This is a genomic window from Streptomyces sp. NPDC050548, assembly GCF_044457385.1.
Taxonomy (GTDB): domain Bacteria; phylum Actinomycetota; class Actinomycetes; order Streptomycetales; family Streptomycetaceae; genus Streptomyces.
In genome coordinates this window covers 100,027-125,312 of sequence record NZ_JBITGV010000018.1, presented here as the reverse complement: position 1 = coordinate 125,312, position 25,286 = coordinate 100,027, and the positions used below count along the sequence as shown (strand labels likewise).

Annotated in this window: 19 protein-coding genes; 17 read left to right on the top strand and 2 right to left on the bottom strand. The window is 70.7% G+C overall.

Going from position 1 to position 25,286, the window contains the following annotated elements; translation table 11 throughout:
• Positions 1 to 312: 312 nt before the first annotated feature.
• From ACIBJH_RS38105 to ACIBJH_RS38070, 8 genes are all read left to right on the top strand, one after another.
• On the top strand, positions 313 to 2,472 hold the full coding sequence (locus ACIBJH_RS38105) for a RecQ family ATP-dependent DNA helicase (RefSeq protein WP_399121506.1): 2,160 nt from the start codon (positions 313 to 315) through the stop codon (positions 2,470 to 2,472).
• Between the two features lie 168 nt (positions 2,473 to 2,640).
• Entirely contained in the window at positions 2,641 to 4,134 is a 1,494-nt protein-coding gene (locus tag ACIBJH_RS38100; RefSeq protein WP_399121505.1) for a DUF4192 domain-containing protein, read from the top strand.
• A 605-nt stretch (positions 4,135 to 4,739) separates the two neighbouring features.
• Complete coding sequence (locus tag ACIBJH_RS38095; protein WP_399121504.1) at positions 4,740 to 6,713, top strand: glycogen debranching N-terminal domain-containing protein; 1,974 nt, start codon at positions 4,740 to 4,742, stop codon at positions 6,711 to 6,713.
• A gap of 130 nt (positions 6,714 to 6,843) precedes the next feature.
• A complete protein-coding gene (locus tag ACIBJH_RS38090; protein WP_200716443.1) occupies positions 6,844 to 7,602 on the top strand; it encodes an NUDIX domain-containing protein in 759 nt (252 codons plus the stop codon).
• 91 nt (positions 7,603 to 7,693) lie between these two features.
• Complete coding sequence (locus ACIBJH_RS38085; RefSeq protein WP_399121503.1) at positions 7,694 to 9,715, top strand: ATP-binding cassette domain-containing protein; 2,022 nt, start codon at positions 7,694 to 7,696, stop codon at positions 9,713 to 9,715.
• Positions 9,716 to 9,877: 162 nt separating this feature from the next.
• The gene (locus tag ACIBJH_RS38080; protein WP_399121502.1) at positions 9,878 to 10,765 is read left to right on the top strand and encodes a FadR/GntR family transcriptional regulator; all 888 of its coding nucleotides are present in this window, start codon (positions 9,878 to 9,880) and stop codon (positions 10,763 to 10,765) included.
• Positions 10,766 to 11,198: 433 nt separating this feature from the next.
• On the top strand, positions 11,199 to 12,740 hold the full coding sequence (locus ACIBJH_RS38075) for an RNA polymerase sigma factor (RefSeq protein WP_200709968.1): 1,542 nt from the start codon (positions 11,199 to 11,201) through the stop codon (positions 12,738 to 12,740).
• 133 nt (positions 12,741 to 12,873) lie between these two features.
• Positions 12,874 to 13,740 carry a S1 family peptidase gene (locus ACIBJH_RS38070; RefSeq protein WP_399121501.1) on the top strand — a complete coding sequence of 289 codons (867 nt, stop codon included), beginning with the start codon at positions 12,874 to 12,876 and terminating at the stop codon, positions 13,738 to 13,740.
• 106 nt (positions 13,741 to 13,846) lie between these two features.
• On the opposite strand, the gene ACIBJH_RS38065 is transcribed toward ACIBJH_RS38070, so the two are convergent.
• The gene (locus ACIBJH_RS38065) at positions 13,847 to 14,080 is read right to left on the bottom strand and encodes a hypothetical protein (RefSeq protein WP_019072919.1); all 234 of its coding nucleotides are present in this window, start codon (positions 14,078 to 14,080) and stop codon (positions 13,847 to 13,849) included.
• Between the two features lie 442 nt (positions 14,081 to 14,522).
• On the opposite strand from ACIBJH_RS38065, the gene ACIBJH_RS38060 reads away from it, so the two are divergent.
• From ACIBJH_RS38060 to ACIBJH_RS38035, 6 genes are all read left to right on the top strand, one after another.
• On the top strand, positions 14,523 to 16,643 hold the full coding sequence (locus tag ACIBJH_RS38060) for a type IIA DNA topoisomerase subunit B (protein WP_399121500.1): 2,121 nt from the start codon (positions 14,523 to 14,525) through the stop codon (positions 16,641 to 16,643).
• A gap of 280 nt (positions 16,644 to 16,923) precedes the next feature.
• The gene (locus tag ACIBJH_RS38055) at positions 16,924 to 17,451 is read left to right on the top strand and encodes a DUF1453 domain-containing protein (protein ID WP_399121499.1); all 528 of its coding nucleotides are present in this window, start codon (positions 16,924 to 16,926) and stop codon (positions 17,449 to 17,451) included.
• Positions 17,448 to 18,599, top strand: coding sequence for a sensor histidine kinase (locus tag ACIBJH_RS38050; RefSeq protein WP_399121498.1), 1,152 nt, complete (start codon positions 17,448 to 17,450; stop codon positions 18,597 to 18,599). The genes ACIBJH_RS38055 and ACIBJH_RS38050 overlap by 4 nt, the downstream gene beginning before the upstream one ends.
• Positions 18,596 to 19,282, top strand: a complete 687-nt coding sequence (locus ACIBJH_RS38045; protein WP_399121497.1) for a response regulator — start codon at positions 18,596 to 18,598, stop codon at positions 19,280 to 19,282. The genes ACIBJH_RS38050 and ACIBJH_RS38045 overlap by 4 nt, the downstream gene beginning before the upstream one ends.
• Before the next feature lie 69 nt (positions 19,283 to 19,351).
• Complete coding sequence (locus ACIBJH_RS38040) at positions 19,352 to 19,912, top strand: DUF485 domain-containing protein (RefSeq protein WP_399121496.1); 561 nt, start codon at positions 19,352 to 19,354, stop codon at positions 19,910 to 19,912.
• Positions 19,909 to 21,501 (top strand): cation acetate symporter, encoded by a 1,593-nt coding sequence (locus ACIBJH_RS38035; protein ID WP_399121495.1) that lies wholly within the window; start codon positions 19,909 to 19,911, stop codon positions 21,499 to 21,501. Before ACIBJH_RS38040 ends, ACIBJH_RS38035 begins: the two co-directional genes overlap by 4 nt.
• Positions 21,502 to 21,560: 59 nt before the next feature.
• Here the strand turns inward: ACIBJH_RS38035 and ACIBJH_RS38030 are convergent, their stop codons facing one another.
• Entirely contained in the window at positions 21,561 to 22,253 is a 693-nt protein-coding gene (locus ACIBJH_RS38030; RefSeq protein ID WP_399121494.1) for a response regulator, read from the bottom strand.
• 159 nt (positions 22,254 to 22,412) lie between these two features.
• Between ACIBJH_RS38030 and ACIBJH_RS38025 the strand changes: the two genes are divergently transcribed.
• The 3 genes from ACIBJH_RS38025 (at position 22,413) to ACIBJH_RS38015 (ending at position 25,264) form a co-directional block, all read left to right on the top strand.
• The gene (locus ACIBJH_RS38025) at positions 22,413 to 23,228 is read left to right on the top strand and encodes an ABC transporter ATP-binding protein (protein WP_200709977.1); all 816 of its coding nucleotides are present in this window, start codon (positions 22,413 to 22,415) and stop codon (positions 23,226 to 23,228) included.
• Positions 23,218 to 24,096: an ABC transporter permease gene (locus ACIBJH_RS38020; RefSeq protein WP_399121493.1), complete on the top strand. Its 879-nt coding sequence runs from the start codon at positions 23,218 to 23,220 to the stop codon at positions 24,094 to 24,096. Before ACIBJH_RS38025 ends, ACIBJH_RS38020 begins: the two co-directional genes overlap by 11 nt.
• Positions 24,097 to 24,211: 115 nt before the next feature.
• The gene (locus ACIBJH_RS38015) at positions 24,212 to 25,264 is read left to right on the top strand and encodes an ABC transporter substrate-binding protein (protein ID WP_399121492.1); all 1,053 of its coding nucleotides are present in this window, start codon (positions 24,212 to 24,214) and stop codon (positions 25,262 to 25,264) included.
• Positions 25,265 to 25,286: the final 22 nt, after the last annotated feature.

Here is a 25,286-nt window from a genome sequence, read left to right as displayed (position 1 = left end):
TCACGGACGAACCGTGCGGGGAGCGGACTCCAATTCTTGCTGTCGAACTGGGATGCGGCAACGAGCAAATGGGGCCACAGCCCCTTATCTGATGGTCTGTGGCTTATATCCCTACCCAATGCGTCGTCCGACGACGCCTGGGACGATCGAGCACGACACTTTCGTACGCCATTGAGGTGCGGAAGGTCCAGAGGGAGCAGGTCGGCCCCGGTGCGCGGGGCGCCCGGGACAGGCGGTCAGGACGGCCGGAAGCGCCTCTTCACCGCGGCGGGGGATTGGGCCGATGTCAGTGGCGTGAGGTTGCATGGGGGCATGAGCAACCAGGAGCTGCGTGCCGAAGCCGACGCCATCCTCGCCGAGCTGGTCGGTGATCCGAGCGGCACGGCGCGGCTGCGCGAGGACCAGTGGCAGGCGGTGGCGGCTCTCGTGGAGGAGCGTCGGCGCGCGCTGGTGGTGCAGCGCACCGGATGGGGCAAGTCGGCGGTGTACTTCGTCGCCACCGCCCTCCTGCGCCGACGCGGCTCCGGGCCCACGGTGATCATCTCGCCGCTGCTGGCCCTGATGCGCAACCAGGTCGAGTCGGCGGCACGGGCCGGCATCCGGGCGCACACCATCAACTCGGCCAACCCGGAGGAGTGGGACAGCATCTACGGAGAGGTCGAACGCGGCGAGACCGATGTTCTCCTCGTCAGTCCCGAACGGCTCAACTCCGTGGACTTCCGCGACCAGGTGCTGCCCAAACTGGCGGCCACGACAGGCCTGTTGGTGGTCGACGAGGCCCACTGCATCTCCGACTGGGGACACGACTTCCGCCCGGACTACCGCCGACTGCGGGCGATGCTGGCCGAACTGCCCGCGGGCGTACCGGTGCTGGCCACCACGGCGACCGCCAACGCGCGCGTGACCGCCGATGTGGCCGAGCAGTTGGGCACCGGCGCCGGTGAGGCCCTGGTGCTGCGCGGCCCGCTGGAGCGGGAGAGCCTGCGGCTGGGGGTGGTCCAACTCCCGGACGCCGCGCACCGCCTGGCCTGGCTCGCCGAGCACCTGGACGAGTTGCCGGGCTCGGGGATCATCTACACACTCACCGTTGCCGCCGCCGAGGAGGCCACCGCGTTCCTGCGGCAACGCGGCTTCAAGGTCGCCTCGTACACCGGGAAGACGGAGAACGCCGACCGGCTGCAGGCCGAGATCGACCTCCAGGAGAACCGGGTCAAGGCCCTGGTCGCCACATCGGCCCTGGGCATGGGCTACGACAAGCCGGACCTGGGCTTCGTGGTCCACCTCGGCTCGCCCTCCTCGCCGATCGCCTACTACCAGCAGGTGGGCCGCGCGGGGCGCGGTGTGGCGCACGCCGATGTGCTGCTCCTGCCGGGCAGGGAGGACGAGGCGATCTGGCGCTACTTCGCCGACACGGCCTTCCCGCCCGAGACACAGGTCCGCCAGACCCTCTCGGCCCTCGCCGACGCGGGACGGCCGCTGTCCGTACCGGCCCTGGAGACAGCGGTGGATCTCCGGCGCAGCCGCCTGGAGACGATGCTGAAAGTCCTGGACGTCGACGGAGCGGTCAAGCGCGTGAAGGGCGGCTGGGCGGCCACGGGCGCCGAGTGGGTGTACGACGCCGAGCGGTACACCTGGGTGGCCAAACAGCGAGCGGCCGAACAGCAGGCCATGCGCGACTACGTGAGCACGTCCCAGTGCCGGATGGAGTTCCTGCGCCAACAGCTGGACGACGAAGGGGCGGTGCCCTGCGGCCGCTGCGACAACTGCGCGGGCGCCTGGATCGACTCCTCCGTCTCGGCGGAGACGCTGACAGGGGCGACGAAGGAACTGGACCGCCCGGGCACGGAGATCGAGCCGCGCCGGATGTGGCCGACCGGGATGGCCGCGCTGGGCGTCGACCTCAAGGGACGCATCCCGGCCAAGGACCAGTGCTCCACGGGGCGTGCCCTGGGGCGGCTCTCGGACATCGGCTGGGGCAACCGACTGCGCCCGCTGCTGGCCGAGAACGCACCCGACGGCCCGGTCCCCGACGACGTCCTGAAGGCCGCGGTGGCGGTCCTCGCCGACTGGGCGCGTTCTCCGGGCGGTTGGGCGCCGAACGTCACCGATGCCTCCGCCCGTCCCGTGGGAGTCGTGGCCGTACCGTCCCTGGCTCGTCCGCAACTCGTCGGGTCCCTCTCCCAGGGCATCGCGACCATCGGCCGCCTCCCTCTCCTGGGCACCTTGACGCACACCGGCCCGGACGGCACGCACGCGGCCCGCCGCAGCAACTCCGCCCAGCGCCTCAGGGCCCTGTCCGACGCCTTCGCGGTCTCCGAGGAACTGGCCGGCGCCCTGGCCGCCCATCCCGGCCCCGTCCTGCTCGTGGACGACTACACCGACTCCGGCTGGACCCTGGCGGTCGCCGCCCGCCTGCTCCGCCGGGCAGGGAGCGAGCAGGTCCTTCCGCTGGTCCTTGCTGCGGCGGGCTGAGATTCCGTACCGGGATCCGTGCCACCGGGCGGCCGGGCGTGCGATTCCGGTTCGCATGTCCTGGTCGCCCGGGCCGAGTTGACCGCACCGAAGTCCATGTGACGTGCCCCTGGCCGGACTTATCCACAGGCTCAAGCGGGATGGTGAGATTCGCGAGATCGTCAACGCATGACGAATCACAGCGAAATGACCGGATCCGCCGAAAACGGCGACATCGAGCCCACCGCCTACGACCGCCACGGCGCCGACCACCAGGTCACCCTGCGCACCCCGGCCGAACTCGCCGACGCCCTGCCCTACCTCCTCGGGTACCGCCCCGAGGACAGCATCGTCCTCGTCGCCCTGCACGATCGCGGCGGCCGGGGCCGTTTCGGCGGCCGAGCCAGGCTCGGCATTCCCGCCGGCGCGGACGACTGGGCGTCCGTGGCACGGCAGTTGGCCCACGGCCTGGTGACCGGCAGCGAGCGCAGGGGCACCCGGCCCGAGCAGATGATCGCCTACGTCTGCCAGGAACCGGCGCCCGGCGAGACGGGGCGCCAGGTCATGGAGCGGCTGCGTCCGCTGGTGCAGAACCTGCGCACCGAATGCGGCCGGCTCGACGTGACGGTCATCGAGGCGCTCTGCATCTCGGACGGCCGCTTCTGGTCCTACTGCTGCCCGATCGAGGGCTGCTGCCCGGTCGACGGATCCCCGATGGGCCTGCCCGGCACCTCCGTGCTGGCCGCCGCGGCGACCTACGCGGGACTCCAAGTGCGCGGCACACTGCGCGAGTTGCGCAGCAGGCTGCTGCCGTGGGAGACGGCCGCCGCGCTGGAGCAGGAAGCCGCCCTGGACGCCGCCGGTTCGGCCCTGGTACCCCGCATCCTCGACGACGCCTACCGCGCGGACGTGGGGCACGAGACGCTGGACCTCGCCCGGTTGATCCTCGACCGGTTCGCCGCGGCACCACCCGTGTCCGGCGCACTCCACTCGGACCTGTGCGACGACGCACTGCTCGCCCACGACGAAGCGGCCACACTGATCCTCGGCCTTCAGGACCGTACGACCCGCGACCGCGCGGCCGAATGGATGGAAGGCGACGAGGCGGTTCCGGCCCTGCGCCTCTGGCGCGCACTGGCCCGCCGCTGCGTCGGACCCTACGGCGAACACGCCGCCGCTCCGCTCACACTCGCGGGCTGGGTCGCCTGGTCGACCGGCGACGACCTGGAGGCCCGGGAGGCCCTGGCCTTGGCCCTGGGCGCCGACTCCGACTACCTGTTCGCCCGCCTCCTGCATCAGGCCTGCAACGAGGGCCTGGACCCGGAGTCGATCCGCCGCTGCCTGCGCGCGGAACGGAAGGACCGTGCGGGGGCGGAGGCCGACGGCGCGGAGGTCGCCGACGGTTCCGTACCGCAGGGTGCGAGCGGTCCCGGTGGCGCCCCGACACCGGTGGCATCGCCCACGGCTTCCCGTCGTCGGCGCCGTACGCGTACCGCCGACGGAGCCGAGGGCCGTCCGCGTTCCGCGGAATCGGACGGCTCCCGTCCTCGCACACCGGCGCAGGGCACCGCACGTCCCGGCGGCACACGTGCACGCACCTCCGGGAGGAGCGGTTCGCGGCGCCATGACACCTGCGCGGAGCGGCCCCTGCCGGGGAGCAACGGCGTTGAGGGGGACGGGTGATCAAGGGCCGGGGGAGCGGTGGTCAGTCACGCCGGTCAGGCGGAGGGTGCGGTGTCTTCGGTCTGTTCGGGGTCGTGATCCGGCGGGTCGTCGAGTTCAGGGCGATGACCCCACACGCGGTGAGTGTCGGCGGCGGCCGAGGCCGCGGAACGGGTGCCGCGCGGCTGCCTTCTCCGCTCCGCCGCCATTCGGTCGGCTTCCAGGGCCGCGGGCGTGACCAGGAGGAGCCCGGTTCCGTTCACCTGAGTGGCGGAACGCCTGATCGGGGCGTGTCGCCGTACAGCCCTTGTCCTCTCGGGACTCTCCATCCGGCGCCGAACACGTCCGAGGCGCACAGAGCGCAGAAGAAGCCGCCCATGCATCAGCCGACGCCGCCCTCCGACGCCGACGACAGCCCTGACTCCGGTGCCCCCGCGCCACTCTCGGACCAGGACCGGCGCCTTGCTTCCCTGACCGGCCAAGGCGGGCGCTTGTCGCAGCCGTCGCAGCCGTCGGTGGAGGGCTCGGAGCCCGGCCGTATCCGCCGTCCAGCACCACCCCCCTCCCGGTCTCCGTCCCCGCTCCGGTCCTCGTCCCTCTCCCCGCCGCAGAGCCCTGTGCCGCGCATGCCTCGCCCGACGCCCCGCCGTTCCGTCGAACTGCCGCCCACCCACAACACGCTGATCTGCGTCGCTCTCCCAGGGCTCGCCGTCTCCACCGAGCAGGGCCAGCTGAACGGCCGGGGACTGGAGGGGATCTACCGCGCAGGTCGGCGGGTGCTCTCCCGCTGTCAGGTGCGGGTCGCCGGACGCGAACCGCTGGCGGTACAGGCCAGGATGACGGCGGCCGACCGCGCGCGCTTCGTGGGAACCGTGCGGGTGGCCCCCGACTGCGGCCCGGACCCCGACCTCGTGGTCGAGCGGACCCGGCACGCCGACGGTACGGAGCGCATCACCCTGCGCAGCGTGTCCTGGCGCCCGCTGCGCCTGCCGGTCGAGGTCGCGCTCGGCACCGACCTGGCGGACCTGGGAGCGATCGCCGCGGGCAGCACGGGACCCGAACTGCCCGCCAGCGTGCACGACTCCGGGCTGCGCTGGTCCGGCGCCACCGGGAACTCGACGGTCACCGCCGACCCGCCACCCTCCGACGTGCTGGCCTCCGCGGGGCTACTGCGCTGGGAGTTCGAACTCCCACCGGGCGGTACGGCGAGCGTGGAACTGCGAGTACGGCCGGACGGCGCGGGACCGGTACGGGCCGTGGGCCACGGCGCGACCAGCCCACTGGCCTCCGCGCGGGCGGCCGGTGACGACCCCCGAGCCCAGGCGCTTCTGCGAACCAGCGTCGAGGATCTCCAGGCACTGCTGCTGCGCGACCCCGCACACCCCGCCGACACACACCTGGCGGCCGGAGCGCCCTGGCGGTGCGGTCTGGCCCCCGCGGAGTCGCTCACGGCGGCCCGCATGACACTGCCCCTCGGTACGCGGCTCGCCGCGGGCACACTGCGGACCCTGGCCCGGACCCAACTCCCGGGCCCCGGAGCACAGTTCGGAATGATCCCGGGACCGCGCCGCGATGCGGGCGCCCATCTGCCGCCGGGCTGCACGGGCACCGAGGCGACCCTGCTCTTCCCGGTGTTGCTCGCGGAGGCCCGCCGCTGGGGGCTCCCGGAGCAGGAGACGCAGGAGTTACTGCCGGCCGCCGAGCGCTGTCTGACCTGGTTGCGGACCACCGTGGGCGACGGTACCTATCTGCGCGACCCGCACCCCGGCGGCCCCGTCCGCTGCGAGACACAGGCCCACGCCCACCGGGCAGCGGTGCTCGGTGCCGATCTGCTGGACGCGTGCGGCAGACCCGGCGGTGCCGAACTCCGGCAATGGGCCCAGGAGTTGCGCACAGCCTTCCGCGCGGACTTCTGGATCGGAGACCTGGGCGGCGGTCGCCCGGCAGCGGCCCGGGTCCCGGACGGACGCCTCGTGCCGCACCTCGGCGCGACCGCGGCCCATCTCCTCGACACGGGCCTGCTGGGCGGCGGCGAGTACGCACCCGGCCTGCTCGACAAGGCGCGGGCCGAACAACTCGCCCGGCTGCTCGGAAGCCCGGCGATGGACTCGGGCTGGGGGCTGCGCGGCCTGGGTGCGAAGGAGCCGGGATTCAGCCCGTTCGGCCACCGGAGCGGCGCCGTGCGGGTGCAGGAGACGGCGATCGCCGTCGCGGGCCTGGCCGCCGGCGGCTACGAGAAGGAGGCCGCCTCACTGTTGCGGGGCGTGCTCGCGGCGGCCGAGGCATTCGGACACCGGCTCCCCGAGATGTACGCGGGGGAGCAGCGGGCGGAGGGGAGCGCTCCCGTTCCTCACCCGGCGGCCTGCCGTCCGGCGGCCACGGCAGCAGCCGCCGGAGTGCTGCTGCTGACCACCCTCGCGGGCATCCGCCCGGACGCCCCCGCCGGGACGGTCACCCTCCGTCCGGTCCGTAGCGCGCCCGTGGGCGAGCTCGGCCTGACGGGACTGCGGATCGCGGGCGCCCCCTTCTCCGTACGGGTCGGTCGACTCGGTGTCGCCATGGTCGAGGAGGCGGCCGACGGACTGCAATTGGGAGCGTGACCTCGCACGAGTCCCCGTCGGCCGACGGCCGGAAGCGGAGGATCGACCACGTATCGCACCGAAGTGGATCAGTCACGGCGGTACCGACGAAGGGAGTGTTTATCGTCAGGCAGACGACTATGATCGCCGCATGTCCTACGACCCGTCAGCGTATCCGCCCTTCGCCGTCACCGTGGACCTGGTCGTGCTGACCGTGCGCCGCCATGCTCTGTGCGGGCTGGCGGTACGCAGGGGCGAGCCACCCTTTCAGGGGCGCTGGGCGCTACCCGGCGGTTTTGTGCGGGCCGACGAGGACCTGGCCCAGGCCGCCGCCCGCGAACTGGCCGAGGAGACGGGACTGCGCGCCCACGACCCGGCGGTCCCCGTCCAGGACAACGGAGCGCACCTGGAGCAGCTCGCGACCTACGGCGACCCCAAGCGCGACCCGCGCATGCGCGTCGTCAGCGTCGCCCACCTCGCACTCGCCCCCGACCTGCCGGCACCCCGAGCGGGCGGCGACGCCAGCAACGCGCGCTGGGCGCCCGTCGAGGAGTTGCTGCAGCAGGGCGGCTTCGGGCGTGACGGCGATCCGGTGGCGCCGCTCGCCTTCGATCACGCGCAGATCCTGTCCGACGGGGTGGAGCGCGCCCGCTCGAAGATCGAGTACTCGTCCCTGGCCACGGCGTTCTGCCCCACCGAATTCACCGTCGGTGAACTGCGCCGCGTCTACGAGGCGGTGTGGGGGGTGGCGCTAGACCCGCGCAACTTCCACCGCAAGGTGACCGGCACACCCGGCTTCCTCGTCCCGACCGGCGGTACGACGACCCGTCAGGGAGGGCGCCCGGCGCAGCTGTTCCGGGCCGGCGGGGCCACGCTGCTCAACCCGCCGATGCTGCGCCCCGAGGTGTGACGTCGCAGCACCTGGACCGGGGCGATCAAGCGTTGCGGTGCAGGCCGTTCGCTGACCGAAAAAACGGACATAGCGCGCTATCTTGCTGTGGGTGATCCAGGCCTTCGGACTGACCAGCAACGCCCGCAAGGAGCATCCCCCCGCCATCGACGACGTCTCCTTCGAGGCCCGTGCGGGCAGTGTCACCGCACTCCTCGGAGCACCGGGCGCGGGGAAGACGACCGCGCTCAGGCTCATGCTAGAGCTGCAACAGGGGCGTGGAATCAGCTACTTCAGGGGCCGCCCCCTGCATCGCATCGCCCACCCGTCGCGCGAGGTCGGCGTGCTCCTGGGCGACGTGCCGGGCCATCCGGCCCGCTCGGTCCGCGGCCATCTGCGGATGCTGTGTGCCGCGGCGGGTGTTCCGGCCCGGCGGGCCGACGAGGTCCTCGAAGTGGTCGGCCTCGTCAGCCTGCGCGACGAACGCCTCGGCAGCCTCGCGCGCGGCATGGACCGCCGCCTGGGCCTCGCCTGCGCCCTGCTGTCCGACCCGCACACGCTGGTACTGGACGAACCCGCGGACGCGCTCTCCGCCCGCGAGAGCCGCTGGCTGTACGGCATGCTCCGCGCGCACGCCGCCCAGGGCGGCACGGTCCTGTTCAGCACCGCCGAACCCAAGGAGGCCGCCCGCAGCGCCGACCGGGTCGTCACCCTCGAACAGGGCAGACTCGTTGCCGACCAGGAGGCGGGAGAGTTCGCCCGCACCCGGCTGCGCCCCCGTGTCGCCGTCCGCACCCCGCACGCCGCCCGCCTCGCCGCCCTCCTCGCCAAGGAGGCCCGCGCCGCGCATCGCTCGGTCGAGGTCGTACGGGAGGACGGCAACCGCCTTTCCGTGTACGGCAGTACGTGCGCCGACGTCGGCGAGACGGCGTTCCGGCACGATATCCTCGTACATCAACTCGCGGACGAGATCGGCGACATGGGGCCCGGGGCCGGAACATCCCTCCAGGGCGAGCCGGAGACCGGCGGCGAGCCGCGTGTGCCGGCCCCCTCGGCGGAGCGCTCGGAGGCCGCCGAGGAACCGGAACCTGTCGCACAGGCCCACCCGCCGTACGAGGCTCAGGCAACTGCCGTCAGTCCCTTGCGGGACACCGCCGTTGACCCCGAGGCTCAGCCGACCACCACAAGTCCCTCTGCGACACGCAGCCCGCGCGTGCCGAGTACTGCTCCCTCTCGACTGGTGCCTCTCATCGACCCCGAAGAGGCGACCGGCACCCTTCCCCGCGCGCGTGCCCCGCGCCCTTCGCGAGCCGCCACCCTCGACACCCTGTCCCCGCTCCCGCCCCCCATCTCCGTCCGCTCCGCGCCCAGCCCCCTGCGTCCGCTCCGCTACGAGCTGCGCCGGGCCACCGGTATCGGCACCGGGTTCCTGACCGGGGCCGCCGTACTCGTCGTGTCCGCCCTCACCGCGCTGCTGTTGGCCCGCATCGGGCACACCCCGCAGTCGCGACTGCTGGCCGCCTGGCCACGGGAACTGCCGCTGCCGCCCGCGGCGCTCGGCGCGGGACTGCTCGGGGCGTTCGCCTTCGGCGACGAGTTCCGCCACCCTGCCCTGGCGGCGGACCGCGGCACCGTCCCCAGGCGGATGGGGCTGCTCCTCGCGAAGCTCCTCGTCTCCGCGGCCACCGCGCTGCTGCTGGGCTTCCTCACGGTGGGCTGCGACGCCGAAGTGCTCTATCTCGTATACGGACGGGAGCTCGCGCAGGTTCCCGCCGACTGGCTTTCGGCGAGCGCGAGTTGGGTCGGCCTCGTCGTCGGGTGCGCCTGGGCCGGAGTGCTGGCCGCGGGCATCTTCCGGTCCACCACGGCCGGGCTCGCCGCGGTGGTCGCCGTACCGATTCTCGTCGTACCCCTCGTGCACAAGGCGCTGGAAGGGCCCGCCGTGCGGGCCGCGGCAGGCTTTCCCCTGCGGTTGCGGCAGGTGTTCCTGCTGCAGTGGCCCTTCGGGGGTGAGCGGTATCTGTCCGCGGCGGCGCGAGTGGTCGTCCAACCCGTGGGCGGGGCACTGGCGTTGTCGCTGACCGCACTGCTCTGCGCGTATCTGCTCACGACCCTGCGTAGCAGGGTCCGATGACTACCGTGCGCGCCCTTCGGGTCCCGCTCTGCGCACAACTCCCCGGAGAAAGCCCATTTCTTTCCGATAAGGCGTCAATTGCGACGGGGTGAGCGATCACCCTTTCGTGTGCTTTTCACCAAAGACCTCAAGGGAGTTGGAGCCAGCGCCGACAAAGGATCCGTGAGTACCCTTGCGCACACCATGATGACCGCCGCCCGCTCCGCAGACTCCGGTCTCGCCGGCCCGGGCGAACTCGACCGCTACCCCTATGCCGAGGCGCCCGTCACCGAGCGCCTCGGAGCCCCTTCCTGGGACGGTTCCGACCCCGAGCTGGGCCGCGTGGGCCGTCGTGCCGCGGGCAGCCGCGGACGCGGACTGCACGGCCAACTCGTCCAGCAGCTGGGTCAGATGATCGTTTCCGGCGACCTGGGCGCCGACCGCCCGCTGGTGCCCGAGGAGATCGGCCAGCGTTTCGAGGTCTCCCGCACCGTCGTCCGTGAGTCGCTGCGCGTCCTGGAGGCCAAGGGTCTGGTCAGCGCCCGCCCGAACGTCGGCACGCGCGTGCGTCCCGTCAGCGACTGGAACCTCCTCGACCCGGACATCATCGAGTGGCGTGCCTTCGGCCCGCAGCGCGACAACCAGCGCCGCGAGCTGAGCGAGCTGCGCTGGACGATCGAGCCGCTCGCCGCGCGCCTCGCCGCCGGGCACGGGCGCGAGGATGTCCAGCAGCGCCTCTCCGACATGGTCGAGATCATGGGTCACGCCATGGCGCAGGGCGACGCGATGACCTTCTCCCGCGCGGACGCCGAGTTCCACTCGCTGCTCATCCAGGTCGCGGGCAACCGCATGCTGGAGCACCTTTCCGGGATCGTCTCCTCGGCCCTCCAGGTCTCCGGCGGCCCGGTCACGGGCTGTGACCGCCCGACCGACGCGTCCCTGGCGCACCACGCCCGGATCGTCGACGCCCTCGCCGCCGGCGACGGTGCGGCGGCCGAGGCGGCCATGCGGCAGCTGCTCATCGTGCACCCCGAGGTGGAGCGCGTGGTGCCCGCCCCGCGCGAACACTGACGCGCGCGTGGTGGTCGGCGCGGTCGAGGTGCGCCGCGCGCTCGTGGCGCCGCCCGACCCGGTCGCCGTCTCCCGCCGGACCCCGCAGGAATCCTTCAGGGAACCGGCGGGGTCCGGCGGTGCGACGGGGGCCGTATCTCCTTGAGAAGTGCCTCTCCCGGCCCTGGGTGACCTCCTCTGCCCGTGTCTGACCGTTTTTGAACGCTTACGGGGTGTGACTCGGGCCACGCAGATTGGGCGTAACGCTCGCGGGAACTGCGCGATGACCTAAGAGGTGACAGCCGCGGAAGGGAATACGGACGCCGTTCAAGGCGCTGTGATTCTTCCCGGCCCCAGCCCGCGCCGTCGGCCCATCCCCAAGTCGGCGGTCGTCGGTTCCTGTCCGTACCGGACGGGGCCGGAAGCCGTTTTCCATCGTTCCGAGAGGTTGTTCGTGTCGGCCAGCACATCCCGTACGCTCCCGCCGGAGATCGCCGAGTCCGTCTCTGTCATGGCGCTCATCGAGCGGGGAAAGGCTGAGGGGCAGATCGCCGGCGATGACGTGCGTCGGGCCTTCGAAGCTGACCAGATTCCGGCCACTCAGTGGAAGAACGTACTGCGCAGCCTCAATCAGATCCTTGAGGAAGAGGGTGTGACGCTGATGGTCAGTGCCGCGGAGCCCAAGCGCACCCGAAAGAGCGTCGCAGCGAAGAGTCCGGCCAAGCGCACCGCTACCAAGACGGTCGCCGCGAAGACGGTGACCGCCAAGAAGGCCACCGCCACCGCGACTCCGGCGGCGCCCCTCGCCGACGCTCCCGCCGAGGACGACGCCCAGAGGGCCGCTGCCAAGAAGGCGGCGCCCGCCAAGAAGGCGGTCGCCAAGAAGGTCGCCGCCAAGAAGACGACTGCCGCGGCGGCCAAGAAGACCAGCGCCAAGAAGGACGACGCCGAACTCGTCGACGACGAGGCAGCCGAGGAGACGCCCGGCAAGACCGGGGACGAGCCCGAGGGCGCCGAGAGCGCCGGCTTCGTACTCTCCGACGAGGACGAGGACGACGCGCCCGCGCAGCAGGTCGCCGCCGCCGGTGCCACCGCCGACCCCGTCAAGGACTACCTCAAGCAGATCGGCAAGGTCCCCCTCCTCAACGCCGAGCAGGAGGTCGAGCTCGCCAAGCGCATCGAGGCGGGCCTGTTCGCCGAGGACAAGCTGGCCAACGCCGACAAGCTCGCCCCCAAGCTCAAGCGCGAGCTGGAGATCATCGCCGAGGACGGCCGCCGCGCCAAGAACCACCTCCTGGAGGCCAACCTCCGTCTGGTGGTCTCCCTGGCCAAGCGCTACACCGGCCGCGGCATGCTGTTCCTGGACCTCATCCAGGAGGGCAACCTCGGTCTGATCCGCGCGGTCGAGAAGTTCGACTACACCAAGGGCTACAAGTTCTCCACGTACGCCACCTGGTGGATCCGTCAGGCGATCACCCGCGCGATGGCCGACCAGGCCCGCACCATCCGTATCCCGGTGCACATGGTCGAGGTCATCAACAAGCTCGCGCGCGTGCAGCGCCAGATGCTCCAGGACCTGGGCCGCGAGCCCACCCCGGAGGAGCTGGCCAAGGAACTCGACATGACCCCGGAGAAGGTCATCGAGGTCCAGAAGTACGGCCGCGAGCCCATCTCCCTGCACACCCCCCTGGGTGAGGACGGCGACAGCGAGTTCGGTGACCTCATCGAGGACTCCGAGGCCGTCGTCCCGGCCGACGCGGTCAGCTTCACGCTCCTCCAGGAGCAGCTGCACTCCGTCCTGGACACCCTGTCCGAGCGCGAGGCCGGCGTGGTCTCGATGCGCTTCGGTCTCACCGACGGTCAGCCGAAGACCCTCGACGAGATCGGCAAGGTGTACGGAGTCACCCGTGAGCGCATCCGCCAGATCGAGTCCAAGACCATGTCGAAACTGCGCCACCCGTCGCGTTCGCAGGTGCTCCGCGACTACCTCGACTAGGCCCTAGTCGTACGACACGGAAGGCCCGGTTTCCCCTCGGGGAGCCGGGCCTTCGTGCTGGGCCGCGGGTGCGCGGCGCGGCCCGCTGGATCACTCTGGGTCTCCGATGACCATCCCAGAGTGAGGAACGTGCATGCGTCGTCCCTTTGCCCGGGCGCTGACCCGGCCGCTGGTCCTGGCGGCTGCCGCGTCCGCCATACCGCTGGTCTCCGCGGCCCCTGTGGCCGCCGACAGCATCGTCGTCGGCGGGTTCCCGGTCGATGTCTCCGAGAGCCCGTGGACGGTGGCGCTGTCCAGTCGTGACCGGTTCGGGGGTACCCGGGCGGGACAGTTCTGCGGAGGCGTCGCCGTGAGCCGGACCACCGTGCTGACCGCGGCCCACTGCATGGGCGACGATGTCCTCGGTACGCCGCCGAACCGCGCGGGCGACCTCAAGGTCCTCGCGGGCCGTACGGACCTGCTCTCGGGCAGCGGCCAGACGATCGCCGTACGGGACGTGTGGGTCAACCCGGCCTACGACACCGCCAGCAACGCCGGCGACTTCGCCGTGCTCACCCTCGCCGAACCGCTGCCCCAGAGCTCGGTCATCGGGATGGCGGCGGCCGGCGACAGCGCCTACCGGCCGGGCACGGCCGCCGCGGTCTACGGCTGGGGCGATCTCAGCGGTGGTGGCGACTACGCGGGCAGTCTGCACGCCGCGCGCGTGCACGTGCTGCCCGACGCACGCTGCGAGGAGGCCTACCCGGGCAGCGCGGACGGCACCTACCTCCCCGAGGCCATGCTGTGCGCCGGAGAGCCTCAGGGGGGCCGTGACGCCTGTCAGGGGGACAGCGGGGGGCCGCTGGTCGCGCAGGGCCGGCTGATCGGGCTGGTGTCGTGGGGCAGCGGGTGCGGGCGGGCCGGGAGCCCCGGCGTCTACACCCGGGTGTCCGACGTCCTGCGGACGCTGGCCGCCACAGTGGCGCACCGGGGCCGCACAAGGGCGCCTGACGGCCGCTGAGGGGCATCCACGGATACGAGGACGGGCGGCCCCACTCCTGTGGTTCAGGAGTGGGGCCGCCCGTCGCCGGCCTGTGCCGGTGCTGGCTCGTCGTGGACGCGAAGTGTCAGCGCTCTTCTTCAGGAGTGCTTGCTGCAGGAGCGGCGGTCAGTCGCTCCGACTCGTCCTGTATCTCAGCGGCGATCTTCTTGAGTTCCGGCTCGAACTTGCGGCCGTGGTGGGCGCAGAAGAGCAGTTCTCCGCCGCTGAGCAGGACGACGCGCAGGTATGCCTGGGCGCCGCAGCGGTCGCAGCGATCGGCGGCCGTCAGCGGGCTCGCGGGGGTCAGAACAGTAGTCACGTCGCCTCTTCTCTAGCTCGACGAGCTGTCGTACCAGGGTCAACATCCAACCAGCCCGAAAACGTTCCCGCTCTGGGCTTTTCCTCGGAAAAATCTTCCGGGGCTGCTGTCTGCTGCCGGTTGGCGGCGAATGTGCCGTATTGCGTGTCTATGTGTCTGTACGGGTTCGCGCTGTGGGTCAGGGGTCGGTCCTCCCGGCTGGGTTGCCGGTTGTTCATGAGGACGTGCCCGGAGCCTAAATGGTTCATGCCCCGAAGGGAACGTGATATGTACTTCACTCCATCGAGGGATCGAACAGGTATACGACCCTGGACTAGTGTGAGGAGGAGACGAGGGTGGCGTTACAACGGCTCTACCAGGCCTCGGTACCCTCTGAGCGGCAACCGAAGCCGAGCCCTTACCCAAAAGGGCCTCATCTGAAATTCAGCGAGGAGCGAACCGCGTGACCGCCGAAACGTCCGTGCCGTCGACAGCGCTGCTGGCAGGAGCAGACCGGGACGGTTCCAACTACACCGCGCGGCACCTGCTCGTCCTTGAGGGGCTAGAGGCCGTACGCAAGCGCCCGGGCATGTACATCGGGTCGACCGACAGCCGTGGCCTGATGCACTGCCTGTGGGAGATCATCGACAACTCCGTGGACGAGGCCCTGGGGGGCTACTGCGACCACATCGAGGTGATCCTGCACGACGACGCCTCGGTGGAGGTCCGGGACAACGGCCGGGGCATCCCGGTCGACGTCGAGCCCAAGACCGGCCTCTCCGGTGTCGAGGTCGTCATGACCAAGCTGCACGCCGGCGGCAAGTTCGGCGGCGGCTCGTACGCCGCCTCCGGTGGTCTGCACGGCGTGGGCGCCTCCGTGGTGAACGCCCTGTCCGCGCGGCTCGACGTCGAGGTGGACCGCAATGGCAGCGTCCACGCCATCAGCTTCCGGCGCGGTGTGCCCGGCTCCTTCGCCGCCGGCGGTCCCGACTCCGCGTTCGAGCCCGGTGGCATGCGCAAGACCAAGCGGATCCCCAAGAGCCGCACCGGCACGCGCGTGCGCTACTGGGCCGACCGCCAGATCTTCCTCAAGGACGCCAAGCTCTCCCTGGAGAACCTGCACCAGCGGGCCCGCCAGACCGCGTTCCTGGTGCCCGGGCTGACCATCGTCGTCCGCGACGAGTACGGCCTCGGCGAGGGCGGCAGCAAGGGCGAGGAGTCCTTCCGCTTCGACGGCGGCATCAGCGAGTTCTGCGAGTATCTGGCGAGCGACAAGCCGGTCTGCGACGTCCTCCGCCTGTCGGGCCAGGGCACCTTCAAGGAGACGGTGCCCGTCCTGGACGACCACGGCCAGATGACACCCACCGAGGTCACCCGCGAACTCGGCGTCGACATCGCGCTGCGCTGGGGAACCGGCTACGACACGAACCTCAAGTCGTTCGTCAACATCATCGCCACCCCCAAGGGCGGCACCCACGTCGCCGGCTTCGAGCAGGCCATCGTCAAGACGATGAACGAGGTGGCGCGCGCCAAGAAGCTGCTGCGCGTCGCCGAGGACGACGTCGTCAAGGACGACGCCCTGGAGGGCCTCACCGCGGTCGTCACCGTCCGGCTCGCCGAACCTCAGTTCGAGGGCCAGACCAAGGAGGTGCTCGGTACGTCGGCGGCCCGCCGCATCGTCACCAACGTGGTCACCAAGGAGTTCAAGGACTTCCTGACCTCGACGAAGCGTGACGCGGCGGCCCAGGCCCGCGTGGTCATGGAGAAGGCCGTGGCCGCGGCCCGTACGCGTATCGCGGCCCGGCAGCACAAGGACGCGCAGCGCCGCAAGACGGCCTTGGAGACCTCCTCGCTGCCCGCCAAGCTCGCCGACTGTCGCAGCGACGACGTCGAGCGCAGCGAGCTGTTCATCGTCGAGGGCGACTCCGCGCTCGGTACCGCCAAGCTCGCCCGGAACTCCGAGTTCCAGGCGCTGCTGCCGATCCGCGGCAAGATCCTCAACGTCCAGAAGTCGTCAGTCACCGACATGCTGAAGAACGTCGAGTGCGGCGCCATCATCCAGGTCATAGGAGCGGGATCGGGTCGCACCTTCGACCTCGACGCGGCCCGCTACGGCAAGATCATCATGATGACCGACGCCGATGTGGACGGTTCCCACATCCGCTGTCTGCTCCTGACCCTGTTCCAGCGCTACATGCGGCCCATGGTCGAGGCCGGCCGGGTGTTCGCCGCGGTGCCGCCGCTGCACCGCGTCGAGCTCGTCCAGCCCAAGAAGGGCCAGGACAAGTACGTCTACACGTACTCGGACCGCGAGCTGCGCGAAAAGCTCCTGGAGTTCCAGAGCAAGGGCGTCCGGTACAAGGACTCCATCCAGCGCTACAAGGGTCTCGGCGAGATGGACGCCGACCAGCTGGCCGAGACGACGATGGACCCCCGCCACCGCACCCTGCGCAGGATCAACCTCTCCGACCTGGACGCGGCCGAGCAGGTTTTCGATCTGCTGATGGGCAACGACGTGGCACCGCGCAAGGAGTTCATCTCCAGCTCGGCCGCGACACTGGACCGGTCGAGGATCGACGCGTGATCTTCGACGCGTGATCTTCGACGGGTGACCGTCGACGTGCGACCGACGGCGCCGGGCATCGGCTCCGGTCCCGCTCCGCGCCCGTTCCGGGCCCGGAACCGAGGCACCGGCGGATGCCCGGCGCCGTCGGTCCGCTCCACCCGTGGGTGGAGGTCGGCGCGGTCGGCGGATCCACCCACGATCCACCCTGGCGCCGATCTGCCGACCAGCGGATTTCCGTAGCTTCGAAGACGTCGGCAGCGCTCGCCGCCGACATCCCCTTCCGCTCACGGAGGCTCTGATGTCCGGGCTCGTCAACGCGTTGGTGATCGTGGCCGTCGCCGCCCTGGTGATCGTGCGACAGTTCAGCGCTCGCCAGATCGGCACCGACCGGCGCTGGTGGCTCCTCCCCGCCATCCTCGCCGTCTTCGCCCTCCGCGAGCCCGACGTACTCGACGCGCACCACCACACCGGGTCGGCCCTCCTGCTCGGCGTCGAACTGCTCGTCGCGCTGGCCACCGGAGCCGGCTGGGCCTGGACCACACGCCTGTGGGTCGAGACGGACGGTTCCGTGTGGAGCAAGAGCACCAAGGCGAGCGGGGGCGTCTGGATCGTCGGCATAGCCCTGCGAGTCGGCCTCATCGCCCTGGGCGCGCTGATCGGCGTGCACCCGAACACCTCCGCCGCCCTGATGCTCGGACTCGCGGCAACGCTGCTGGTCCGCGCCGGCGTCATGACCTGGCGGGCCCAGTCATTCACCGGGACGGCCGGATCCGCCCCGGCGTACGGTTTGGGCGTGGCGCAGCCCGCCCGGAAGGAGCGCGCGTGACGGAGAACGCGTGGACGCGCTGGCCCTCACGGGAGGCGCTGAGCCGAGCGGGAGTCTCACGGCCCCGGCGCCTGCTCGCCTGGGCCGTCCGGCTACTGGTGATCGGCATGCTGCTGTGGGGCGCCTTCACAGGCCACCGCTTCCACGGCTGGGCCCTCGCCGGACGCATTGCCGGAATCCTCGTGACCGCCGCCCTCGCCTGGGCCTTCTGGCGCACCACCCTCGCCCACAGACTCTGGCCGTCGGTGGCCCTCATCGCCGCGCTCCTCGGAATCGCCATAGCGGGACAGGCGGCCGACTTCACGGTCCCGGCTCTCGTCGTCTGGTGCGGCTGCGCGGTCAGCTCGCTGGAGCGGCTGCCCATCGCGGTCGCCCTGCCCGTGACATCGGTCTCCCTCGCGACCTTCGCCGCGGTCAACAACGACGTATGGCTGACCACCGCGGTCACGACAGCCGGACTGGCCCTCGCCGGCTACACACTCCGCCTCGACGCCGAGGCCCGGGGCAACGCCCAGCGGCTGCTCACGCAGGAACGCATGGCCCGCGCGGCCGAGGCGGAGTCCGCCGCGCTGGCGGAGCGGGCCCGCATAGCCCGGGAGATCCACGACGTGCTGGCCCACAGCCTGTCCGCCCAGCTCGTGCACCTGGAGGCGGCCCGGCTGCTGATCGAGCGGGGCGCCGACCGGGAGACGATCCTCGAACGGGTCGTGGCGGCACGGGGAATGGCCCGGGACGGCCTCGCCGAGACCCGGCAGGCCCTGTCCGCGCTGCGGGGCGAGATGACCCCGCTGGAGGACTTCCTGACCGAGATCGTCGCTACGACCGCCGGTGCGGAGGTCACCGTTACGGGTGACAGGCGGCAGCTCTCGGCCGAGGCCTCGCAGGCCGTGCGCAGGGTCGCCCAGGAGGCCCTGACGAACGTCCGCAAGCATGCCCCGGGCGCCAAGGTGCGGCTTCGGCTGGAGTACGGCGAACACGAAGTGCGGCTGGACGTACGGGACTCGGGCGGTTCGCCCGGTGAACTGACCGGTGCGGGAGGTGGGTACGGTCTGCTGGGCATGCGGGAACGCGCCGAGTTGCTGGGCGGTTCGCTGCGGGCCGAGCCGGAGGAGGAGGGATTCGTGGTGACGCTGAAGGTGCCCGCATGACGGAGGAGGCCGTGAAGAGGCCCGCGCGGGTCGTGGTCGCGGACGACCAGACCGTCGTACGGGAAGGCATCGTGATGCTGCTGGGGCTGCTGTCCGGGATCGAGGTCGTCGGCGCGGCGGCCGACGGGAACGAGGCGGTGCGGCTCGTCGCCGAACTCGCCCCGGACGTCGTCCTGATGGATCTGCGCATGCCCCGCTGCGATGGTGTGGAGGCGACCCGGCGGATCCGTGCGGAGCATCCCGGAACGCAGGTCGTGGTGCTCACGACCTTCGCGGACGACGCGTCACTCTTCCCGGCGCTGCGCGCGGGAGCACGCGGCTACCTCACCAAGGACGCGGGCGGCGACGAGATCGTACGGGCCGTGCAGAGCGTGCTCTCCGGGGACGCGGGCCTGTCGCCGAGCATCCAACGGCGGCTGCTGGAACGCCTGTCGGACCCCGAGCCGCAGCCGTCACCGGGTCCCGCCGAGCCGCCGGACGGGCTCACCACGCGGGAGACCGAGGTGCTGGTGCTGATCGCCGAGGGCCTGACCAACCAGGAGATCGCCCGCACACTGCATGTCTCCACGGCGACCGTGAAGACCCACATCAACAACCTGTTCGGCAAGACGGGGCTCAAGGACCGTGCGCAGGCGGTGCGTTACGCCTACGGGAAGGGACTGGTGCGGCCACCAGCGCGTTGAGTCACCTGATGGGGTGAAGACCCCGGAGAAGAAGAGTCGGGGATCTTCCCGTTCTGTCCATCCTTGGGCATGCAGTCAAGCAACGGTCGTCCCCGCGGTGGCGCGAGTGGTCACGAGAGTCCGGCCGAGAACCATGAAGGTCATGACCTGGCCCCCGCCGAGGCATCCGGAAAGGTGAGGTACCACGACCCGTGGTACGACGCACTCGCGTCCGGCTGGGGCGAGTTGGACGGCACGGGAGTGCCCACCTCCGAGGTGCCGGCCGCACGCAGGGAGGGCGAGGGACCGGCACTGCGGGCCGGGGACGTGTACCTCGACGTGCAGCGCAGCGCGGCCTTCCAGGAAGTGCGCAGCCGGTATCTGAGGTTCGTGGTGCCCGGCGTGATCGTCTTCCTCACCTGGTACGTGGCGTACGTGGTGGCCGCGACGACCGCGCCCGGACTGATGGCCCGGCCCGTGGCGGGCGCCGTGAACGTGGGGATGGTCGCGGGGCTCGGGCAGTTCGTCACCACGTTCCTGCTGACCTGGGCGTACGCCCGCCACGCGCGGCTGCGCAGGGACCGGGCCGCGCTCGAACTGCGGTGGGACACCCAGGAACTGACGCGTGGTGTACGAGGCGGTGTTCTGTGACCGGCAATCATCAGACGCTGGCGTTGCTGCTGTTCAGCGGGTTCGTCGCCGTCACCCTGGGGATCACGACCTGGGTGAGTCGCAACCGGCACGGTTCGGCGGAGGAGTTCTACGCGGGCGGGCGGCTCTTCTCCCCGATGGAGAATGGTTTTGCCATCGCGGGCGACTACATGTCGGCCGCCTCCTTCCTCGGCGTCACCGGGCTCATCGCGCTGTACGGCTACGACGGCATGCTCTACGTGGTGGGCTTCTTCGTCGCCTGGCTCGTGGTGCTGTTCCTGGTCGCCGAACTGGTGCGCAACTGCGGGCGGTTCACGCTCGCCGACGTGGTCGCCGCGCGGATGAGCGAGCGGCCCGTGCGGATCGCGGCGGGAACTTCCTCGGTCACCGTGTCCGTTCTGTATCTGGTGGCACAGATGGTGGGTGCGGGCAGCCTGGTGTCGCTGCTGCTGGGCGGGACCAGCCCGGCCGCGCGGGCGTGGACCGTCATCGGCGTCGGCGCGCTCATGGTGATCTACGTGTCGTTGGGAGGGATGCGGGCCACCACCTGGATCCAGATCGTCAAGGCGGTCCTGCTGCTGTGCAGCACCGTGGCGCTGACGGTGCTGGTCCTGCTGCGCTTCCATGGAAACGTCGACCAGTTGCTGCTCAGCGCGGCCGACCGCAGCGGTCACGGCCTGGCGTTTCTGGCGCCGGGGCTCAGGTACGGCGGGGACTGGACCGCGCGGTTCGACTTCATCAGCCTGGGCCTGGCGCTCGTGCTGGGGACGGCCGGACTGCCGCACATCCTGTCCCGCTTCTACACCGTGCCGACCGCGCGGGCCGCGCGTCGTTCGGTGATCTGGTCGATCGGGCTCGTCGGCGGCTTCTACCTGATGATGATCGTGCTCGGCTTCGCCGCGGCCGCCGTCGTCGGACCGGAGGCCCTCAAGAAGTCGAACGCGGCGGGGAACACCGCCGTCCCGCTGCTGGCACTCGACCTGGGTGGCGGCGCCAACTCCACAGGCGGCACAGTCCTGTTCGCGATCGTCGCCGCCGTGGCCTTCGCCACGATCCTCGCGGTGGTCGCCGGCATCACGCTGGCCTCCTCCGCATCCGTGGCCCACGACCTCTACGCGTCGCTGCGACGCCGGCGTGCCAAGCCGTACAGCGAGGTGGCGGTGGCGCGGACGGCGGCCGTCGGCATCGGTGTGATCGCGATCGCGCTGGGCCTGCTCGCCAGGGACCTCAACGTCGCCTTCCTGGTGGGCCTCGCCTTCGCCGTCGCCGCCTCCGCGAACCTCCCGGTGCTGCTCTACTCCCTGTTCTGGCGCGGCTTCACCACCCGCGGCGCCGTCTGGGCCGTATACGGCGGACTGATCCCCGCGCTGGCCCTCGTACTGCTCTCACCGGTCGTGTCGGGCAGCCCCGAATCACTGTTCCCGGGCGTCGACTTCCAGTTCTTCCCCCTCCAGAACCCCGGCCTCGTCTCGATCCCGCTGGGCTTCCTGGCCGGCTGGCTCGGCACGGTCACCTCGCCGGAGGTCCCGGACGAGGCCAAACACGCGGAGACCGAGGTACGGGCGCTGACGGGGGCGGGGGCGGTGTAGCCGGGGCGCCCGCCGCCGTCGTAGGGACGCCGCTGCCGGCCCACGCGGCTGCCGCGCGGCTACGGCGCCACCCAGGCGTAGCGGTGCTCCGGGCGGCCGGTGTCGCCGTACTTGAGGGAGAGGCGGAGGCGGCCGGACTGTTCCAGGTGGCGGAGGTAGCGCTGCGCCGTGGAGCGGCTCAGGCCGGTCTCGGCGGCTACCTCGTGGGCCGAGAGCGGGTGGCCCGCGCGGTGCAGGACGCCGCAGATCAGGTCGGTGGTCGGTTCCGACTGGCCGCTCGGCAGACCGGGGGAGGCCGGTGCGGGGGTCGTGCGCAGGGCGCCGAAGATGCGGTCGACCTGCTCCTGACCGGCGATCCCGCGCCCGCCGACGCGGTCGACGGTGCGGCGCAGGGCGGCGTACGAGTCCAGGCGGGTACGCAGGGCGGCGAAGGTGAACGGCTTGACCAGGTAGTGCAGGGCGCCCAGACGCATCGCCCGCTGCACGGTCGTCACGTCGCTGGCCGCCGTGATCATGATGACGTCGGTCGTGTGGCCCTGTTGCCGCATGCGGTGGACGAGTTCGAGACCCGTCTGGTCGGGCAGGTAATGGTCGAGCAGTACGAGGTCGATGGCTCCGCGTTCCACGGTGGCCAGCGCCTGCGCAGCGCTGTGTGCGCGGGCGGCGACCCGGAAACCGGGAACCTTTCCCACGTACTTGGCGTTGATCTCGGCGACACGGAAGTCGTCGTCCACGACCATGACGTCAATCATTGGGCCTCTTTCCTCAAGGCCAGGCGAGCGTTAAGCCCGTGTTTCGGCTCCGCAGTTGTAGCGCGAGCAAAACGAGCACAACAGGCTCTTGCGAGCAAAAGAACGGCTTGCGCCCAGAAGACTCCTGTTGTGGTCCGGGCCACATCTACGGTCCCGGCCATGAGCGCAGACACCAGCCCCGCCATCGAGCTGCGGGGCGCGAGCAAGACCTTCAGGACCCCGTCGGGGGGTCTGCACACGGCCGTACGGGGGCTTGATCTCACCGTCGGGCGTGGCGAGTTCGTGGCGGTCGTGGGCCCCACGGGCTGCGGCAAGTCGACCACGCTGACCCTCGTCAGCGGACTGGAAGAGCCCTCCGAGGGCGATGTGCTGGTGGCCGGGGAGCCCGTCTCCGGCGTCGGCGACAAGGTCGGCTTCGTCTTCCAGCAGGACGCCACCTTCCCCTGGCGCACGGTCCTGTCCAACGTCATGGCGGGCCCGCGCTTCCGCGGCGTACCGAAGGCCGAGGCCAGGGCGAAGGCGCGTGAGTGGCTGGCCCGGGTCGGGCTCTCCGCCTTCGAGGACCGCTATCCGCACCAGCTGTCCGGCGGTATGCGCAAGCGCGTTGCGCTCGCCGCGACCTTCGTCAACGACCCCGAGATCCTGTTGATGGACGAGCCGTTCTCGGCGCTCGACGTGCAGACCAGGGCGCTGATGTCGGACGAACTCCTGGAGCTGTGGGAGGGCACAGGCGCCTCGGTCGTCTTCGTCACCCACGACCTGGAGGAGTCCATCGCGCTGGCCGACAAGGTCGTCGTGATGACCGCCGGACCGGCCACCGTGAAGCAGGTCTTCGACATCGACCTGCCACGGCCGCGCAAGGTCGAATCCGTCCGCCTGGAGCCGCGGTTCATCGAGATCTACCGCGAGATCTGGGAGTCCCTCGGCGAAGAGGTCCGCATCACGCGCGAGAGGGGTGCGGCCAATGTCGCCTGACGTCATACCCGAGGACCGGGTCGTGCCGACCGCGGCCGAGCCCGGCGGCAAGACGGACCGCGCCCATTCACGCGCGCGTGCCGCCCGTAAACGCAAGCTCGGTGTCGGGGCGGCGAGAGTGCTGCTCCTGGTCGCCGTTCTCGGTCTGTGGGAGACGCTCTCCCGGGCCAAGGTCATCGATCCGTTCAACTTCTCGATGCCGTCGAAGATCTGGGACCAGATCTGGACCTGGGTGGCCCACGGGACCGCTCAGGGCTCCCTCGGTGAGCAGATCTGGTACACGCTGTACGAGGCGCTGCTCGGCTGGGTCATCGGTGTGATCGCCGGTGTTCTCCTCGGTATCGCGCTCGGGCGGATCACCTTGCTCGCCGAGGTTCTTGGCCCATACATCAAGGTGCTCAACTCGATCCCCAGGATCGTCCTGGCGCCCATCTTCCTGATCTGGTTCGGCCTCGGCCCCTCCTCCAAGGTCGCCTCCGCCGTCGTGCTCGTCTTCTTCCCGGTGTTCTTCAACGCCTTCCAGGGCGCACGCGAGGTGGATCGCAACCTGGTGGCCAACGCCCGGATCCTCGGCGCCAGCGACCGCAGGGTGACCCTTCAGGTCGTCATCCCGTCGGCCACGTCCTGGATCTTCACCAGCTTGCACGTCAGCTTCGGCTTCGCCCTGATCGGCGCCATCGTCGGCGAGTACATCGGCGCCATCAAAGGCATCGGCCTCCTCGTGCAGCAGTCCCAGAACACCTTCAACGCCGCCGGTGTGTACGCCGCGATGGTCATCCTCGCTGTCGTCGCCCTCGCTGCGGAGGGGCTGCTGACCTTCGCCGAGCGGCGCATCTTCCGCTGGAAGCCGACCGACTCCGACAGCTGAACCGGCCTGCCGGGCCCCGATGCACAGGCCCTCGGGCCCCACGCCTTCTTCCCCACGCCTTCTCCCCCCCCACGCCTTCTTCCTCGCACCGCCTTCCCGCAAGGACGTGAACCGCATGCGCAACACCGCCAGATACACCTCGCTGGCCGCCGCCGGCCTGCTCGCCCTCTCCTCGCTCACCGCCTGTGCCAACGACGCGGCCAGCAGCACCGCCGCCGGCAGCAAGGGCGACGGCAAGGGCGAACAGGTCAAGATCATGGTCGGTGGCCTGGACAAGGTCATCTACCTGCCCGCGATGCTCGCCCAGCGGCTCGGCTACTTCGACGCCGAGGGCCTCGATGTGGAGATGCTGAGCGAACCCGCAGGCGTCCAGGCCGAGACCGCGCTGGTCGCCGGGCAGGTCCAGGGGACCGTCGGCTTCTACGACCACACCCTGGACCTGCAGACGAAGGGCAAGTCCGTCGAGTCCGTCGTGCAGTTCTCGCACGCACCGGGTGAGGTGGAGATCGTTTCCACCAAGGCGGCGGGTGACATCGCCTCACCGAAGGACTTCAAAGGAAAGAAGCTCGGCGTCACCAGTCTCGGCTCCTCGACCGACTTCCTCACCAAGTATCTCGCGGTCAAGAACGGTGTGAACGTCAGCGAGTTCACCCCGGTCGCGGTGGGAGCCGGACCGACGTTCATCGCGGCGCTCCAGAAGGGCGCGATCGACGGCGGCATGACCACCGACCCGACCGTCGCCACCGTCCTGAGCAAGAAGGCGGGCAAGATCCTCGTCGATATGCGCACCCCCGAGGGTTCGCAGAAGGCGCTGGGCGGGCCGTACCCGTCGTCAAGTCTGTACATGAAGACGGACTGGGTGAATGCACACAAGGCCACCGTCCAGAAGTTGGTCAATGCATTCGTCAAGACGCTCAAGTGGATGTCCACACACAGTGCATCCGACATAGCGGCCAAGATGCCTGCCGACTACTCCCAGGGCGACAAGGCCCTCTACACGGAGGCCATCAAGGACACGCTGCCGATGTTCACCGATGACGGCGTGATGCCCGAGAACGGCCCCGAGACCGTTGAGAAGGTGCTCAAGGCATTCAACCCGAACATCAAGAACGCCGACGTCGACCTCGGCAAGACCTACACGACGGAGTTCGTCGAGGCCGCCAAGTGACAGTACGAGACGGTCGTACGAC